General features: G+C 71.3%; 15 protein-coding genes. All 15 read right to left on the bottom strand.

Features of this window, described 5'->3' with window-relative positions:
• Nucleotides 1-4 precede the first annotated feature (4 nt).
• On the bottom strand, nucleotides 5-322 hold the full coding sequence (gene nuoK / locus ACPFP2_RS10035; RefSeq protein ID WP_088977014.1) for an NADH-quinone oxidoreductase subunit NuoK: 318 nt from the start codon (nucleotides 320-322) through the stop codon (nucleotides 5-7).
• Complete coding sequence (locus ACPFP2_RS10030) at nucleotides 322-1,092, bottom strand: NADH-quinone oxidoreductase subunit J (RefSeq protein ID WP_424088294.1); 771 nt, start codon at nucleotides 1,090-1,092, stop codon at nucleotides 322-324. Before ACPFP2_RS10030 ends, nuoK begins: the two co-directional genes overlap by 1 nt.
• Nucleotides 1,089-1,730: an NADH-quinone oxidoreductase subunit NuoI gene (nuoI, locus tag ACPFP2_RS10025; protein WP_424088292.1), complete on the bottom strand. Its 642-nt coding sequence runs from the start codon at nucleotides 1,728-1,730 to the stop codon at nucleotides 1,089-1,091. The genes ACPFP2_RS10030 and nuoI overlap by 4 nt, the downstream gene beginning before the upstream one ends.
• A 1-nt stretch (nucleotide 1,731) precedes the next feature.
• Nucleotides 1,732-3,087 carry an NADH-quinone oxidoreductase subunit NuoH gene (nuoH, locus tag ACPFP2_RS10020; protein ID WP_424088290.1) on the bottom strand — a complete coding sequence of 452 codons (1,356 nt, stop codon included), beginning with the start codon at nucleotides 3,085-3,087 and terminating at the stop codon, nucleotides 1,732-1,734.
• Entirely contained in the window at nucleotides 3,084-5,594 is a 2,511-nt protein-coding gene (locus tag ACPFP2_RS10015; RefSeq protein WP_424088288.1) for an NADH-quinone oxidoreductase subunit G, read from the bottom strand. Before ACPFP2_RS10015 ends, nuoH begins: the two co-directional genes overlap by 4 nt.
• Nucleotides 5,594-6,910 carry an NADH-quinone oxidoreductase subunit NuoF gene (gene nuoF / locus ACPFP2_RS10010; protein ID WP_424088286.1) on the bottom strand — a complete coding sequence of 439 codons (1,317 nt, stop codon included), beginning with the start codon at nucleotides 6,908-6,910 and terminating at the stop codon, nucleotides 5,594-5,596. The genes ACPFP2_RS10015 and nuoF overlap by 1 nt, the downstream gene beginning before the upstream one ends.
• Complete coding sequence (gene nuoE, locus ACPFP2_RS10005; RefSeq protein ID WP_424088284.1) at nucleotides 6,907-8,076, bottom strand: NADH-quinone oxidoreductase subunit NuoE; 1,170 nt, start codon at nucleotides 8,074-8,076, stop codon at nucleotides 6,907-6,909. The genes nuoF and nuoE overlap by 4 nt, the downstream gene beginning before the upstream one ends.
• Nucleotides 8,073-9,398: an NADH-quinone oxidoreductase subunit D gene (locus ACPFP2_RS10000; RefSeq protein ID WP_424088282.1), complete on the bottom strand. Its 1,326-nt coding sequence runs from the start codon at nucleotides 9,396-9,398 to the stop codon at nucleotides 8,073-8,075. The genes nuoE and ACPFP2_RS10000 overlap by 4 nt, the downstream gene beginning before the upstream one ends.
• On the bottom strand, nucleotides 9,395-10,132 hold the full coding sequence (locus tag ACPFP2_RS09995) for an NADH-quinone oxidoreductase subunit C (RefSeq protein WP_424088280.1): 738 nt from the start codon (nucleotides 10,130-10,132) through the stop codon (nucleotides 9,395-9,397). The genes ACPFP2_RS10000 and ACPFP2_RS09995 overlap by 4 nt, the downstream gene beginning before the upstream one ends.
• Complete coding sequence (locus ACPFP2_RS09990; RefSeq protein WP_424088278.1) at nucleotides 10,129-10,806, bottom strand: NuoB/complex I 20 kDa subunit family protein; 678 nt, start codon at nucleotides 10,804-10,806, stop codon at nucleotides 10,129-10,131. Before ACPFP2_RS09990 ends, ACPFP2_RS09995 begins: the two co-directional genes overlap by 4 nt.
• Before the next feature lie 14 nt (nucleotides 10,807-10,820).
• A complete protein-coding gene (locus ACPFP2_RS09985) occupies nucleotides 10,821-11,186 on the bottom strand; it encodes an NADH-quinone oxidoreductase subunit A (protein ID WP_424088276.1) in 366 nt (121 codons plus the stop codon).
• A 134-nt stretch (nucleotides 11,187-11,320) separates the two neighbouring features.
• Nucleotides 11,321-12,595 carry a geranylgeranyl reductase family protein gene (locus tag ACPFP2_RS09980; RefSeq protein ID WP_424088275.1) on the bottom strand — a complete coding sequence of 425 codons (1,275 nt, stop codon included), beginning with the start codon at nucleotides 12,593-12,595 and terminating at the stop codon, nucleotides 11,321-11,323.
• Nucleotides 12,596-12,729: 134 nt separating this feature from the next.
• Nucleotides 12,730-12,954 (bottom strand): hypothetical protein, encoded by a 225-nt coding sequence (locus tag ACPFP2_RS09975; RefSeq protein ID WP_424088273.1) that lies wholly within the window; start codon nucleotides 12,952-12,954, stop codon nucleotides 12,730-12,732.
• Between the two features lie 79 nt (nucleotides 12,955-13,033).
• Nucleotides 13,034-13,744 carry a demethylmenaquinone methyltransferase gene (locus ACPFP2_RS09970; RefSeq protein ID WP_424088271.1) on the bottom strand — a complete coding sequence of 237 codons (711 nt, stop codon included), beginning with the start codon at nucleotides 13,742-13,744 and terminating at the stop codon, nucleotides 13,034-13,036.
• Between the two features lie 121 nt (nucleotides 13,745-13,865).
• On the bottom strand, nucleotides 13,866-15,095 hold the full coding sequence (locus ACPFP2_RS09965) for an LPXTG cell wall anchor domain-containing protein (RefSeq protein ID WP_424088270.1): 1,230 nt from the start codon (nucleotides 15,093-15,095) through the stop codon (nucleotides 13,866-13,868).
• Between the last annotated feature and the right edge of the window lie 193 nt (nucleotides 15,096-15,288).

Genomic DNA, 15,288 nt, shown 5'->3' with positions numbered 1-15,288 from the left:
CCCCTCAGTACTTCAGCAGGTTGGCGTCGTCGACGCTCGCGGAGCGTCGAGTCCGGAAGATCGACATGATGATCGCGAGCCCGATCACGACCTCGGCCGCCGCCACCACCATCACGAAGAACGCCATGATCTGGCCGTTGAGGTCACCGTTGATCCGGCTGAAGGTGACCAGCGTCAGGTTCGCCGCGTTGAGCATCAGCTCGACGCACATGAACAGCACGATCGCGTTGCGCCGGACCAGCACCCCGACGGCGCCGATGGTGAAGAGCACCGCCGCGAGGACGAGGTAGTAGTTCGGCTCGACCGAGAAGAACTGGTCCATTACTTGTCCGTCCCCTTCAGCGTCGTCTCCTCGGCGGTCAGCTCCCGCACCGGCATGATCTCCGGGATGCTGCGCTCGGTGAGCCGGCCGTCGGGCAGCCGGGCCGGGGTGGCCACGGAGGACGAGGTGGCGAAGACACCCGGGCCGGGCTTCGGTCCCGGGTAGTTGCCGGGGCGGAAGCGGGCCTTCATGGTGGCGACCTGGTCCATCCGGTCCTCCTTGCGCCGCTCCACGTGCGCCAGCACCATCGCACCGACGGCTGCGGTGATCAGCAGCGCCGAGGTCAGCTCGAAGGCGAAGACGTACTTGGTGAAGAGCAGCCGGGCGATGCCCTGCACGTTGCCCTCGGCGTTCGGCTGGTCGAGCCCGACCGCGGTGACCCCGTCGAGGGCGCGGTACAGGCCGCTGCCGACCAGGCCGGCGAAGCCGACGGCCAGCACGATCGCCGCGACCCGCTGGCCGCGCAGCGTCTCGATGAGCGAGTCCGAGGCGTCCCGGCCGACCAGCATCAGTACGAAGAGGAAGAGCATCATGATCGCGCCGGTGTAGACGATGATCTGCACCATGCCGATGAAGGGGCCCGCCTGGAGCACGTAGAACACGCCCAGGCAGAGCATGGTCAGCACCAGCCAGAGCGCGGAGTGCACCGCGTTGCGGGCCAGGACCATGCCGATCGCGCCGATCAGCGCCAGCGGGGCGAGGATCCAGAAGGTGACCTGCTCACCCCCGGAGACCTCGCCCGCCGCCGCGAGCACCGTCTGCGTGGTCATGCTTCCGCTCCCTTGCCCGCCTCGGCCCGCTGGGCGTGCTGCTCGGCGCCGGGGAAGGTCACCCCGGGGTGCTCCTCGAGCTGGTAACGGCCCGGGTTGTTGACCGAGTGCTCGGCACCGGCCGAGGTGCCCGGGTTGGTCAGCGCGCCGACGTAGTAGTCCTTCTCGCTGTCGCCCAGCCGCATCGGGTGCGGCGGCTGCTCCATCCCCGGCAGCAGCGGCGCGAGCAGCTGCTCCTTGGTGAAGATCAGATCCTGCCGGTTGTCCCGGGCCAGCTCGTACTCGTTGCTCATGGTGAGCGAACGGGTCGGGCAGGCCTCGATGCAGAGTCCGCAGAAGATGCACCGGGCGTAGTTGATCTGGTAGACGCTGGCGTACCGCTCACCCGGCGAGAAGCGCTGCTCGTCGGTGTTGTCGCCACCCTCGACGTAGATCGCGTCCGCCGGGCAGGCCCAGGCGCACAGCTCGCAGCCGATGCACTTCTCCAGGCCGTCCGGGTGCCGGTTGAGGATGTGCCGCCCGTGGTAGCGCGGCGCCGACACCGGCGGCTTGAACGGGTAGTCGGTGGTGACGACCTTCCTGAACATGTGCGAGAAGGTGACCCCGAAGCCCTTGAACGTTCCGGTGATCGCGCCCACGTCACACCTCCCTGGAGTCCGAGCCGGCGGCGATGTTGGCCGGCTCCCGCTCGGCGACCACGCGCTTGGTGCGCGGGCTCGGTGGTACCTGAAGGTCCATCGGGGGCAGCGGGAAGCTGCCGTGCGGCCGACTGTTGACCTGTTCCTGGACGGACGGCTTCGGCGCCTGCTTGCGGCTCGGCCACAGCAGGGTGACCAGCAGCAGCACGCCCGCGCCGATGGCGGTGGCGAGCAGCCGGTCCCGCGACTGCCAGTCCTCGATCGACCGCAGGCCGGCCAGGACCAGGATCCAGACCAGGTTGATCGGCAGGAGGACCTTCCAGCCGAAGCGCATGAACTGGTCGTACCGGAGCCGGGGCAGGGTGCCCCGCAGCCAGACGAAGACGAAGACCAGCATCACGACCTTGGCGAAGAACCAGAGCATCGGCCACCAACCGGAGTTGGCGCCCGCCCAGAGGGTGGTGATCGGGGCCGGGGCCCGCCAGCCGCCGAGGAAGAGCGTCGTGGTGACCGCGGACATGGTCACCATCGCGACGTACTCGGAGAGCATGAAGAGCGCGAACTTCAGCGAGCTGTACTCGGTCATGAAGCCCGCGACCAGCTCGGACTCCGCCTCGGGCAGGTCGAACGGCGCCCGGTTGGTCTCACCGACGGTGGCGATGAAGAAGATGATGAAGCTGGGCAGCAGCAGGATCGCGTACCAGCCGGGGGCCGGGATCTCGGTGCCGAACACGGTCAGCCGGGTGGCGTCCCCCTGCGCGGCGACGATCCCGCTGGTGGACATCGTGCCGGCGGTCATGAAGACCGCGACGATGCTCAGCCCCATCGCGACCTCGTACGAGATCATCTGGGCGCTGGAGCGCAGACCACCGAGCAGCGGGTACGTCGAGCCGGAGGCCCAGCCGCCGAGCACGATGCCGTAGATGCCCATCGAGGAACACGCCAGCAGCACCAGCACCGCCACCGGCACGTCGGTGACCTGCAACGGCGTCCAGTGGCCGAAGATGCTGACCATCGGGCCGAACGGCACCACCGACAGCGCGGTGACCGCGCAGATCACCGAGATCGTCGGCGCGAAGAAGTAGACGACCTTGTCGGCGGACTTCGGGAGGATGTCCTCCTTGAACGCCATCTTCAGGCCGTCCGCCAGGGTCTGCAGCAGGCCGAACGGGCCGACCTGGTTGGGACCGGGCCGGACCGCCATGCGGCCGACGACCCGCCGCTCGAACCAGACGCCGAGCAGCGTGGCGAGCAGACCGAAGGCGAAGGCGAAGACGATCTTGCCGAGGACCAGCCACCACGGGTCCTTGCCGAAGTCGGCCAGCGTCGGGTCCTGCGCGAGGTAGAGCGCGCTCACTGGACACCCCCGGAGTTGAGGAGCGGACCCGGACGGCCGGCCTCGTCCGCCGCGACCCGGACGGCCGGGACGGCCGCGCCGGTCGAGGTGGGGACGGAGAGCCGGACCACCGTGCCGGACGTCGCGCCGAGGCTGCGCCGCACGGTCGAGCCGGGTGAGTTGGTCGGCAGCCAGACGACGCCGTCCGGCATCTCGGTGACCGCTGCGGGCAGGGTCACCGCGCCACGGTCGGTGCCCACCGTGACCGGGTCGCCGTCGGCGACGCCGATCGCCTCGGCGGTGCCCTTGCCCAGCCGGACCACCGGCGGGCGGGCGGTGCCGGCGAGGTGCTCGTCGCCGTCGGTGAGGCTGCCCAGGTCGATGAGCTGGTGCCAGGTGGCCAGCACGGCCTCCCCGGCACCGGGCTGCGGCACGGTCGCCGGCGCGACGGACGGCGCGGCCGGGCGTTCGGTCCGGGTCTGCGGCAGCCCGCCCAGCTCGCGGCGGATGCTCGGCACGTCGCCGGTGCCCAGCCGGACGTCGAGCTGCGCGGCGAGCGCGTCCAGCACCCGACCGTCGGTCAGCGCGCCGGTGTGCAGCACCTCCTCGAAGGTGCGCAGCCGGCCCTCCCAGTCCAGGAAGCTGCCGGCCTTCTCGACCACCGGGGCGACCGGGAAGACCACGTCCGCCCGGCGGGCCACCGCCGAGTTGCGCAGCTCCAGGCTGACCAGGAACGGCACCGCGTCCAGGGCCTGCTCGGCCAGGCGCGGGTCGGCCAGGTCGGCCGGGTCCACGCCGGCCACCACCAGGGCGCCGAGCTGGCCGTTGGCCGCCGCCGCCACGATCTGGTCGGTGTCCCGGCCGGCCTGGCTCGGGATCACCCCGGCCGGGATGTCCCAGGCCTCACCGAGCTCGGCCCGGGCAGCCGGCTCGGTGACCAGACGCCCGCCGGGGAGCAGGTTGGGCAGGCAGCCCGCGTCGACCGCGCCGCGGTCACCCGCGCGCCGCGGCACCCAGGCCAGCTTCGCGCCGGTACGCCGGGCGACGTCCGCGGCGGCGGAGAGGCCGCCGGGCACGCCGGCCAGCCGCTCGCCGACGAAGAGGATCGCGCCCTCCGCGCCGAGCGCCTCGGCCACCGTGTCGTGCTCGGCGAGCACGCTCGCCTCCTCGCCCGGCACCACCCGGGCCAGCTTCGCGCCGAGCTTCTCCAGGCCCCGGGTGGCGAACGGGGCGATCGCGTAGACCTTCAGCTTCTTCTTCAGGTACGCCTTGCGCAGCCGCAGGAAGAGGATCGGGCACTCCTCCTCCGGCTCCAGGCCGACCAGCACCACCGTGGACGCATTCTCCACGTCGGCGTACGTCACGTCGGTGATCCCGGCGACGGTGCTGGCCAGGAAGTCGACCTCCTCGCGGGAGACCGGCCGGGCCCGGAAGTCGATGTCGTTGGTGTGCAGGGCGACCCGGGCGAACTTCGCGTAGGCGTAGGCGTCCTCGACGGTGAGCCGGCCACCGGTCAGCACCGCGGTGCCCTGCCCGCCGTCCCGGGCGGCGCGCAGCCCCTCGGCGGCCCGGGTCAGCGCCTCGCTCCAGGACGCCTCACGCAGCTCGCCGCTGCGCTCGTCGCGGACCAGCGGGGTGGTGAGCCGGTCGAAGGCGCGGGTGTACTGGAAGCCCCACCGCCCCTTGTCGCAGTTCCACTCCTCGTTGACCTGCGGGTCGTCACCGGCCAGCCGGCGCAGCACCTTGCCCCGCCGCCAGTCGGTGCGCTGGGCGCACCCGGCCGAGCAGTGCTCGCAGACGCTGGGGGTGGAGACCAGGTCGAACGGGCGGGCCCGGAACCGGTACTGCGTGCCGGTCAGCGCGCCCACCGGGCAGATCTGCACCGTGTTGCCGGAGAAGTACGAGTTGAACGGCACGTCACCGGCGTCGCCCTCTTCGCCGTACGCGTCGTCCCGGTAGATGTTGATCTCCTCGGCGGACGACCGGCCCATCAGGTCGATGAACTTGTCGCCGGCGATCTCCTCGGAGAACCGGGTGCAGCGCTGGCAGAGCACGCAGCGCTCGCGGTCGAGCAGCACCTGGGTGCTGATCGGCATCGGCTTCTCGTACTCCCGCTTGTGCTCGTGGAAGCGCGAGTCGGTGCGGCCGGTGGACATGGCCTGGTTCTGCAGCGGGCACTCGCCGCCCTTGTCGCACATCGGGCAGTCGAGCGGGTGGTTGAGCAGCAGCAGCTCCATGACCCCCTCCTGCGCCTTCTTGGCGACCGGGGAGGTGAGCTGGGTACGCACCACCATGCCGTCGGCGACGGTCTGGGTGCAGGAGGCGACCGGCTTGCGCTGCCCCTCCACCTCGACCAGGCACTGGCGGCAGGCGCCGGCCGGGGCCAGCAGCGGGTGGTCGCAGAACCGGGGGATCTCGGTCCCCAGCTGCTCGGCGACCCGGATCAGCAGCGCCCCCTTGGGGGCGGTGACCTCGACGCCGTCGATGGTGAGGGTGACGGTCTCGGTCGGCTTGGCTACGTCGGTCATCAGTGCGCCCCTACCAGGGTCTTCTCCGACAACTTGGGTGCGGTACGTCCCTCGATGTAGTCGAGGTAGTCCTGCTTGAAGTACTTCAGCGACGAGGTCACCGAGCTGGTCGCACCGTCACCCAGACCGCAGAACGAGCGGCCGAGGATGTTGTCGCAGGTGTCGAGCAGGGTGTCCAGGTCCTCGTGGGTGCCCTGGCCGGCGAGGATCCGCCGGTAGACCCGGACCATCCAGTAGTTGCCCTCGCGGCACGGGGTGCACTTGCCGCACGACTCGTGGTGGTAGAACTCCAGCCACCGGTAGGTCGCGTACACCGGGCAGTCCTGGTCGGAGAAGATCTGGGTGGCCGTGGTGCCCAGGATCGAGCCGGCCGCCGCCACTCCCTCGAAGTCCAGCGGCACGTCCAGGTGCTCGGCGGTCAGCAGCGGCGTCGACGAACCACCCGGGGTCCAGAACCGCAGGTTGTGCCCGGGCTGCATCCCCCCGGCCAGCTCGATCAGCTCCCGCAGGGTGATCCCCATCGAGCACTCGAACTGGCCCGGGTTGGCGATCCGGCCGGAGAGCGAGTAGATCATCGGGCCGGAGGACTTCTCCGTGCCCATGGTCTTCCACCAGTCCGCGCCGCCCAGCACGATGTACGGCACGCTGGCGATGGTGCCGACGTTGTTGACCACGGTCGGGCTGGCGTACAGGCCGTGGGTCGCCGGGAACGGCGGGCGCAGCCGGGGCTGGCCCCGGAAGCCCTCCAGCGAGTCCAGCAGCGCGGTCTCCTCACCGCAGATGTACGCCCCGGCGCCGGAGTGCACCACCAGGTCCAGGTCGAAGCCGCTGCCCCGGATGTTGCGACCCAGGTAGCCCTTGGCGTACGCCTCCTGGACGGCGTGGCGCAGCCGCCGCGCCGCGTGCACCGCCTCGCCCCGGATGTAGATGTAGGCGCGGTTGGCCCGGATCGCGTACGACGCAATGATCACACCCTCGACCAGCGAGTGCGGGTCGTGCGTCATGAGCGGCAGGTCCTTGCAGGTGCCCGGCTCGCCCTCGTCGGCGTTGACCACGAGGTAGTGCGGCTTGCCGTCGCCCTGCGGGATGAAGCCCCACTTCAGGCCGGTGGGGAAGCCCGCGCCGCCACGGCCGCGCAGACCGGAGTCCTTGATCAGCTGGATCAGGTCGTCCGGGTGGGCCTTGAGGGCCTTGCGCAGCGCCGCGTAGCCGTCGAGCTTCTCGTAGGTGCCGATCCGCCAGGCGTCCGGCGACAGCCAGCGCTTGGTCAGCACCGGCGTCAGCTTGGCCAGCGTCTCCGGCCGGGGAGTGGTCACTTCTGGACCCCCGTCTCGCTCGCGACGGCGGAACCGGCGCCGTTGGTGCCGGCCCCTGCCTCGGCTTCCTTGAGGTTGCGCTCCTGCGCCCCGGCCTCGTCGCCGGCGGGCTTGCCGTCACCGGCCGGCGCGTTCGCGGCGATGCCGGCGGCCTGCGCCTCCCGCGCGTCCCGGGGAGCCGGCGCGGTGTCGTCCACCGGCACCTTGGTGCCCGGGGCGTCCGGGACGGCGGTCCGCGCGTCCGGCTGCCGGGTCTCGGCGGCCCGGATCTCCGGCGACTTGGCGTCCGGGGCCTGCACGTCGGGGACGGTGCTGCCGGCGGCCCGCTCCGCGGGGGCCGGCTCGCCGACGCCCGCGTTGCCGGGCGTACCCGACGCGACGGCGCTGCCGGTCGGGGCCGGCGCCTTGGCGGGCTCGGCCGCCGGGGCCGGCTTCGCGGCCTCGGCCTTCGCCTTCGCCTCGGCGGCGGCCTTGTCGGCCTCGGCCTTGCTCCGGATCGGCGTGTTCGGGTCGAAGCCCGGCACCGAGATGCCGTGCTGCTCGGCCAGGCGCAGGCCCCGCAGGGTCGGCTCGCCCGGCCCGCCGTCGGCGACCGCGCCGTCGCGCTCGTCGGCGAAGCCGGCGAGCTGCACGGCCATCTCCTTGAGCGTGCAGAGCCGGGCGCCCCGGGTCGGCATCGGCCGGCCACCGGCGCGCAGTTCCTCGACCACCCCGAGCGCGGACTGCGGGTCCACGTTGTCGAAGAAGTCGTAGTTGACCGTCATGACGGGCCCGTAGTCGCAGGCCGCCAGGCACTCGGCGTGCTCCAGGGTGATCTTGCCGTCGGCGGTGGTCTCGTCGTGCCCGACGCCGAGGTGCTCGGCGAGGGTGTCGTAGACCTCCTGGCCGCCGAGCACGTTGCACATGGTGTTGGTGCAGACGCTGACCAGGAAGTCCCCGGTCGGGCGGCGCTTGTACATGGTGTAGAAGGTGGCGACCGCGCCGACCTGGGCCTTGTTCAGCCCGAGCACCTCGGCGCAGAACTCCACGCCGGCCGGGGAGACGTACCCCTGCTCGGACTGCACCAGGTGCAGCAGCGGCAGCAGCGCCGAGCGGGACCGGTCGGCCGGGTACCGGGCGATGATCTCCCGCGCCCGGGCCCGGGTCTCGTCACTGAAAACACTCATCGGTCACAACCACCCATCACGGGGTCCAGCGAGGCGCCGCCGGCGATCACGTCGGCGATCAGGCCGCCCTCGGCCATCGCCGGAAGGGCCTGGAGGTTGACGAAGCTCGGTTCCCGGTAGTGCACCCGGTAGGGGCGGGTGCCGCCGTCGGAGACCGCATGCACGCCCAGCTCGCCGCGGGGCGACTCGATGCCGACGTACACCTGGCCGGGCGGGACCCGGAAGCCCTCGGTGACGAGCTTGAAGTGGTGGATCAGCGACTCCATCGACTGACCCATGATCTTGGCGACGTGCTCCAGCGAGTTGCCCATGCCGTCGACGCCGATGGCGAGCTGCGCCGGCCAGGCGATCTTCCGGTCGGCCACCATCACCGGACCCGGCTTCAACCGGTCCAGCGCCTGCTCGACCAGCTTGAGCGACTCCCGGATCTCGGCGAGCCGGACCAGGTAGCGGCCCCAGACGTCGCCGTCGGTGTGCGTCGGCACGTCGAATTCGTACGTCTCGTAGCCGCAGTACGGCATGGTCTTGCGCAGGTCCCAGGCGAGGCCGGCGGAGCGGAGCACCGGACCGGTGACGCCGAGCGCGAGGCAGGCGGTCACGTCGAGCACCGCCACGTTCGTCGTCCGCTGGATCCAGATCGGCTGACCGGAGAGGAGGTCCTCGTACTCCTTGAGCTTCTTCGGCATCAGCTTCAGGAACTCGCGGATCTTGACGATCGCCTCGTCCGGCACGTCCTGCGCCACGCCGCCCGGCCGGACGTACGCGTGGTTCATCCGCAGGCCGGTGATGATCTCGAAGATCTCCAGGATGTACTCACGCTCGCGGAAGCCGTAGAGCATCATGTTGATCGCGCCCAGCTCCATGCCGGTGGTGGCCAGCCAGACCAGGTGCGAGGAGATCCGGTTCAGCTCCATCATCAGCACCCGGATGGTGGTGGCCCGCTCGGTCACCTCGTCGGTGATGCCGAGCAGCTTCTCCACCGCCAGCGCGTACGCCGTCTCGTTGAACAGCGGGGAGAGGTAGTCCATCCGGGTCACGAACGTCGAGCCCTGGACCCAGTTGCGGTACTCCAGGTTCTTCTCGATGCCGGTGTGCAGGTAGCCGACGACCGAGCGGGCCTCGCGGACCGTCTCGCCCTCCAGCTCCAGGATCAGCCGGAGCACGCCGTGCGTGGACGGGTGCTGCGGACCCATGTTGACGACGATCCGCTCGTCGTTGATCGGGTCGGTACCGGAGACGACCTGGTCCCAGTCCCCACCGGTGACGGTGAAGACCTTGCCCTCGGTGGTCTCGCGCTCGGTCGCGTAGTTGGAAGTGGTCACTGGTACGACCTCCGGCGGTCCGGCGGCGGGATCTCCGCGCCCTTGTACTCGACGGGCACGCCGCCGAGCGGGTAGTCCTTGCGCTGCGGGTGCCCCTCCCAGTCGTCCGGCATGAGGATCCGGGTGAGGTTGGGGTGGCCGTCGAAGACGATGCCGAACATGTCGTACGTCTCCCGCTCCTGCCAGTCGGCGGTCGGGTAGACGGCGGTGACGCTCGGCAGGTGTGGGTGCTCGGCGGAGACCGCGGCCTCCAGCCGGACCGTGCGCCGGTAGGTCATCGAGGTGAGCTGGTAGACGACGTGCAGCCGGCGCTCGTCGGCGCCCAGGTAGTCCACACCGGAGACCGAGGAGCAGAGCTCGAAGCGCAGACCCAGGTCGTCGCGCATCACCTGGCACACCTCGGCGATCCGCTCCGGGCGGACGTGCAGGGTCAGCTCGCCGCGGTCGACGACGACCTTCTCGATCGCCTCGCCGAAGGCCGGGTACGCCTCCTCCAGCGCGTCGCGGACCTCGTCGAAGTAGCCGCCGTACGGCCGGGGGGCCTCCTCGATCGGCCGGCGCTGGCGGACCAGGCCGCCGAAGCCGGAGACGTCGCCGCTGCCGTGGATGCCGAACATGCCGCGGCCGGCGGGGCTGGACGGCGGGTGCTCCGCCGGGGCGCCGCTGGTGGCGCCGGCCGGCGTGGTCGGGACCGGCACGCCGCCGGTGTCGTTCCTGTCGTTGGGTGCGGTCACTTGATGCCCCCGTGCTGGTGCAGGTGGTTCTGGGCCTTCATCCAGTTCTCGATCCGCAACTGCTCCTCGCGCCCCTCGCGGACGGCCTTCGTCCACTCGGCGCGCCGGGCCTTGTCGTTGCGGTACGACGAGGGCATCGAGCCGTACGGCACGACGGGCACGTCACCGCGCTCCTGGCGGGCCTCGAGCATCTTGCGGCCGTTCGGGCCCAGCGGCTCGTACATGATCTTCTCGCGGAGCTTGAGCACCGCGTCGATGAGCATCTCCGGCCGGGGCGGGCAGCCCGGGAGGTACATGTCGACCGGGACGATGTGGTCGACGCCCTGCACGATGGCGTAGTTGTTGAACATGCCACCGCTGCTGGCGCAGACGCCCATCGAGATGACCCAGCGGGGCTCCGCCATCTGGTCGTAGATCTGGCGCAGGACCGGGGCCATCTTCTGGCTCACCCGACCGGCCACGATCATCAGGTCGGCCTGGCGCGGCGAGGCGCGGAACACCTCCATGCCCCAGCGACCCATGTCGTAGTGCGGGCCACCCGCGGCCATCATCTCGATGGCGCAGCAGGCCAGGCCGAAGGTGGCGCCCCAGACGGACGACTTCCGCGACCAGTTGACCAGCTTCTCCACGGAGGTGAGCAGGACGCCGGCGGGGAGCTTCTCCTCGATGCCCATCTGACGTACCTCCCTCAGTCCCAGTCCAGGCCGCCGCGCCGCCACACGTAGGCGTACGCGACGAAGACCGCGACGATGAACAGGACCATCTCCACGAAGCCGAAGATCGGCAGGGCGTCGAACGAGACCGCCCAGGGGTAGAGGAAGATGATCTCGATGTCGAAGACGATGAAGAGCATCGCCGTCAGGTAGAACTTGATCGGGAACCGTCCGCCGCCCACCGGCGGGGGGCTCGGCTCGATACCGCACTCGTACGCTTCGAGCTTGGCCTTGTTGAAGCGTCGGGGCCCGGCGAAGCGAGCGGCGGCCACGGAGAACAGCGAGAACCCCGCGGCGAGGGCGAACAGCCCGATGATCGGTGCGTAAGGCGAGAGCGACATCTTTTCTCCTGCTCGTCCTTCCCCTGCCCCTGGTGCTCGGCCAAAATCACACTATTCACGTCCCTCGTGACGGCCGTCAGCGGGGGTCGATCTCTGTCCGGCCCGGGGCCGGCGTTGGCCCCGGGCGTGGTCCTCTACACGGCCGGCGCCGCCTTCGTCATCGCGTTGATGACCCGGTCCATCGCGTCCCCGCCGCGCGGGTCGGTCAGGTTCGCCAGCAGCTTGAGCACGAAGCGCATCAGCGTCGGGTGCGGCATGCCGTGCTTGGTGGCCATCCGCATGACCTCCGGGCGGCCGATCAGCTTGACGAAGATCCCGCCGAGCCGGTAGTAGCCGCCGAAGCGGGCCTTCAGCTCCTGCGGGTACGCCATCAGCGCCCGCTCCCGGTCGGCCCCGGCCGGTCGGGCGAGCGCCTGGACCGCGATCTCGGCGGCCAGTTCGCCGGACTCCATCGCGTACGCGATGCCCTCGCCGTTGAACGGGTTGACCATGCCGCCGGAGTCGCCGACCAGCAGCACCCCGCGGGTGTAGTGCGGGACCCGGTTGAAGCCCATCGGCAGCGCCGCGCCGAGGATCGGCCCTTCGGCGTTCGTCTCGTCGGTCATCCCCCAGTCCTCGGGGGTGTTGGCCAGCCAGTCGGTGAGCAGCCGCCGGTAGTTGGTCTTACCGAAGGCGGAGGAGGAGTTGAGGATGCCGAGGCCGGCGTTCACCCGGCCGTCGCCGAGCCCGAAGATCCAGCCGTACCCGGGCAGCAGCTCGTCGCTGCCCTTGCCGCGCAGTTCCAGCCACGACTCCAGGTAGTCGTCGTCGTGCTTGGCCGCCGAGCGGTAGTAGCGCCGGACGGCCACGCCGATCGGCCGGTCCTCCCGCTTGGCCAGCCCGAGGGCGAGCGGGAAGCGGCCGGAGACGCCGTCCGCGGCGACCACCAGCGGGGCGTGGAAGCTGACCGGCTCCTTCTCCGGGCCGGCCTCGGCCTGCACGCCGATCACCCGGTCGTCGGCGTCGAGCACCGGGCCGAGCACGTTCACGCCGGTGCGCAGCTTCGCGCCGGCGGCGACCGCACGCTGGGCGAGCAGGTCGTCGAAGTCCAGCCGGGTACGGACCAGGCCGTAGTTGGGGAAGCTGGCCAGGTCGGGCCAGTCCAGTTCGAGGCGTACCCCGCCACCGATCACCCGCAGGCCCTTGTTGTGCAGCCAGCCGGCCTCGGGCGAGGTGTCCACACCCATCCGGACGAGCTGGCGCACGGCCCGGGGGGTCAGGCCGTCACCGCAGACCTTCTCCCGGGGGAACTCGGTCTTCTCCAGCAGCAGCACGCGTACACCGTGCCGCGCCAGGTGGTACGCCGTCGCCGATCCTCCGGGACCGGCGCCCACGACGATCACGTCGGCGTCGTTCTCCACCGCGGTCATCTGCGCCTCCTCCCGCACGCTCGTGAAATGCTTCACAAGCCGATCGGGTTGGAGTCTATGACCGGTGTCATACCCCCGCCGGACCAGGGGTACCTAACTTGCCGGAAACACGCCGGACGGCGTCCCCTTCGAGGTCAGCGGCGGGCCGGTGCGGCGGTGTCCAGGCCGGCGTCGAGGCGGATCGTGTCGGGCAGGTGCTCGCGCAGCGCCCCGCCGGCGGCGCGGTCCAGGGCGGCCAGCACCTCGGCGACCACCTGACGGACATCGGCGGGATCCGCGCCGGCCAGCTCCTTGAGCTGCGCGATGAGTTCGGCGGCGTCGTCGTCGTTCGCCACGTCCACCTGCTCCGGTCCCGTCATGCAGGGCAGCTTACGGGGCCGAATGACCGCAAGACGGACATTCACCGAATTGACGCCCGATCACCGCCCGGTCCGTACCTCAGTCGCGGACCGCCCGGTGCAGCGCCGCCAGACCGCCGGTCAGGTTCCGCCACGCCACCCTGCCCCAACCCGCCGCCTGGATGCGCCGCGCCAGCGCGGCCTGGTCCGGCCACGCCCGGATCGACTCGATCAGGTACACGTACGCGTCCGGGTTGCTGGAGACCACCCGCGCCGCCGTCGGCAGCCACCGCATCAGGTACGACAGGTAGGCCGTGCGGAACACCGGGTTGACGGGATGACTCAGCTCACACACCACCAGCCGGCCCCCGGGCCGGGTGACCCGGGCGAACTCCCGCAGCGCCGCCTCCGTGTCGACGACGTTGCGCAGCGCGAACGAGATGGTCACCGCGTCGAAGACGCCGTCGGCGAAGGGCAGCCGCAGCGCGTCACCGGCGAGCAGCGGCACCTCGGGGCGGGTCCGCTTGCCGGCGTGCAGCATGCCCAGCGACAGGTCGGCGCCGACCGCCCACGCTCCGGAGAGGGACAGTTCCTCGGTCGAGACGCCGGTGCCCGCGCCGACGTCGAGCACCCGCTCGCCGGGACGCAACCCGAGCGCCTCCCGGGTGGCCCGGCGCCACGCCCGGTCCCGGCCGGCCGTCATCACCGTGTTGGTCAGGTCGTAGCGGGCGGCCACGCCGTCGAACATCGCGGCGACCTCGTGCGGCTGCTTGTCCAGGCTGGCGCGCTGGCCCTGCGGGGTACGGCTCACCCCTCCACTCTGCCAGCCGCCCTGCGGCCGGCGGCCGCTGGGGCGTACCCGCCGGACCGACGGCCGGCCGGTACGCGAAAGGGCGGGGTGGTCGCCCACCCCGCCCTCGACACGCGACGGATCAGCTGTCGGACTTCTCGTCGCCCGGGGTCACCAGGACCACCTTGCGGCGGCGGGAGAGCACCACCAGCGCGCCACCGGCGAGCAGCACCGCGCCGCCGATCCCACCGATCAGGCCGGCCTGCACGCCGGTCACCGGCAGGCCGCCGTCACCGGAGCCGCCACCGCTGCCGCCACCCGAGGTCGGGGTCGCGGTCGGCTGGCCGGTCGGGGTGGGCTCACCGGTCGGGGTCGGCGAGGGCTGCGTGCTCAGGTCGACGAAGACGTCGAACTGGGCGATGTTGTCGACCGGGTCGGTCTCGGTGAACGCCTTGCGCTGCAGGGAGTTGGCGGCCTTCGGCTCCTCCTCCGGCTCGCCCTCGGCGCCGTCCAGGCCGGCGGCGAAGAGGAAGCCGGGGCGCAGCACCTTCTCGGTGGCGTCCGCGTCGACCTTCACCCGCACCTCGGCGGCGTAGAACTCGCCCGGCCGCAGCACGGCGCCCTCGTCCTGGCAGTACGCCTGGGCGAGCCCGCCCAGCTGCTGCTCGACGCAGCCCTCGGGGAGCTGCGCGAAGGTGACGTCCGCCGGCAGGGTGATGCCGTACGCGATGCCGGTGGCCTTGCGGCTGCCGTCGTTGTAGACCGCCCAGTCCAGCGGGGCGGTCTGGCCCGGCCTGACCGGCGTCAGGTTCGCCTCGCCAGCCTCGTCGCCGTCGACGACAACGTCGGCGTACACGTCCTGCACCCAGGTGGTCAGGTCGTAGCCGCGCTTGGCGACGGTGATGTCGTGCTCGACGGTGTTGTTCTCCAGGTCGGGGTCGGCGGTGGCCGCGCTGATGGTCACCACCAGCGTGCCGGCGTCGCCACGCCCGCCGGTGGAGAAGAGCGGGATGCCGAAGTCCTCGGTGGTGCCGGCGGCCAGGTCGCCGAGGAGGCAGCTGAAGCGGGTGCCGTCGACCTCGCAGCCCTCGGGCACGACCACGCCGACCTTGCGGTCCTTGAGGCCCTTGGTCTCGACGGTGACCCGGACGTCCTTGGCGTCGACCGTGCCGGTGGTGTTGTCGACCTGGAACTTGAACGGCTTGGCCTTGGCCTCCTTGACGCCCTGGGCCAGCTCGTAGCTGAGCGGGATCAGCTGGAGGTCGGCCTGGTCGGCCGCCTGCGCCGGAGCGGCGACGGTGGCGAGGCCGGCCGCGGCGAGCAGGGCCACGGCACCGGCGCGGGCCAGGGCCGAGCGGTGGAGCAGAGTCATCGATCCCCCGGGGATTAGGGACAGTGGGAATGGGTTGCGGACCGAGCGGACGGTATCGGAGATCGACGGGGGTGCGCCAGCGGCGGGACGCGATTTCCGACCGTCCCATCCGGACGGACGACACAGTGGGGGGGGGGTGGTGGGAACACCCCCCCCCCCCCCCCCTGTGTTCTGTGTGAACGGCCCTCCTTGG

Origin of the sequence: Micromonospora citrea (assembly GCF_049629545.1) — a bacterium.
GTDB lineage: Bacteria > Actinomycetota > Actinomycetes > Mycobacteriales > Micromonosporaceae > Micromonospora > Micromonospora citrea_A.
The sequence above is the reverse complement of the archived record's forward strand: the minus strand, read 5'-3'. Positions and strand labels throughout refer to the sequence as shown.

Coding starts and splice junctions, on each gene's coding strand:
- nuoK (WP_088977014.1), bottom strand. CDS start 322: ATGGACCAGTTCTTCTCGGTCGAGCCGAACTACTACCTCGTCCTCGCG.
- nuoE (WP_424088284.1), bottom strand. CDS start 8,076: ATGAGTGTTTTCAGTGACGAGACCCGGGCCCGGGCGCGGGAGATCATC.
- ACPFP2_RS10030 (WP_424088294.1), bottom strand. CDS start 1,092: ATGACCACGCAGACGGTGCTCGCGGCGGCGGGCGAGGTCTCCGGGGGT.
- ACPFP2_RS09985 (WP_424088276.1), bottom strand. CDS start 11,186: ATGTCGCTCTCGCCTTACGCACCGATCATCGGGCTGTTCGCCCTCGCC.
- ACPFP2_RS09990 (WP_424088278.1), bottom strand. CDS start 10,806: ATGGGCATCGAGGAGAAGCTCCCCGCCGGCGTCCTGCTCACCTCCGTG.
- ACPFP2_RS09975 (WP_424088273.1), bottom strand. CDS start 12,954: ATGACGGGACCGGAGCAGGTGGACGTGGCGAACGACGACGACGCCGCC.
- ACPFP2_RS10015 (WP_424088288.1), bottom strand. CDS start 5,594: ATGACCGACGTAGCCAAGCCGACCGAGACCGTCACCCTCACCATCGAC.
- ACPFP2_RS09965 (WP_424088270.1), bottom strand. CDS start 15,095: ATGACTCTGCTCCACCGCTCGGCCCTGGCCCGCGCCGGTGCCGTGGCC.
- ACPFP2_RS09980 (WP_424088275.1), bottom strand. CDS start 12,595: ATGACCGCGGTGGAGAACGACGCCGACGTGATCGTCGTGGGCGCCGGT.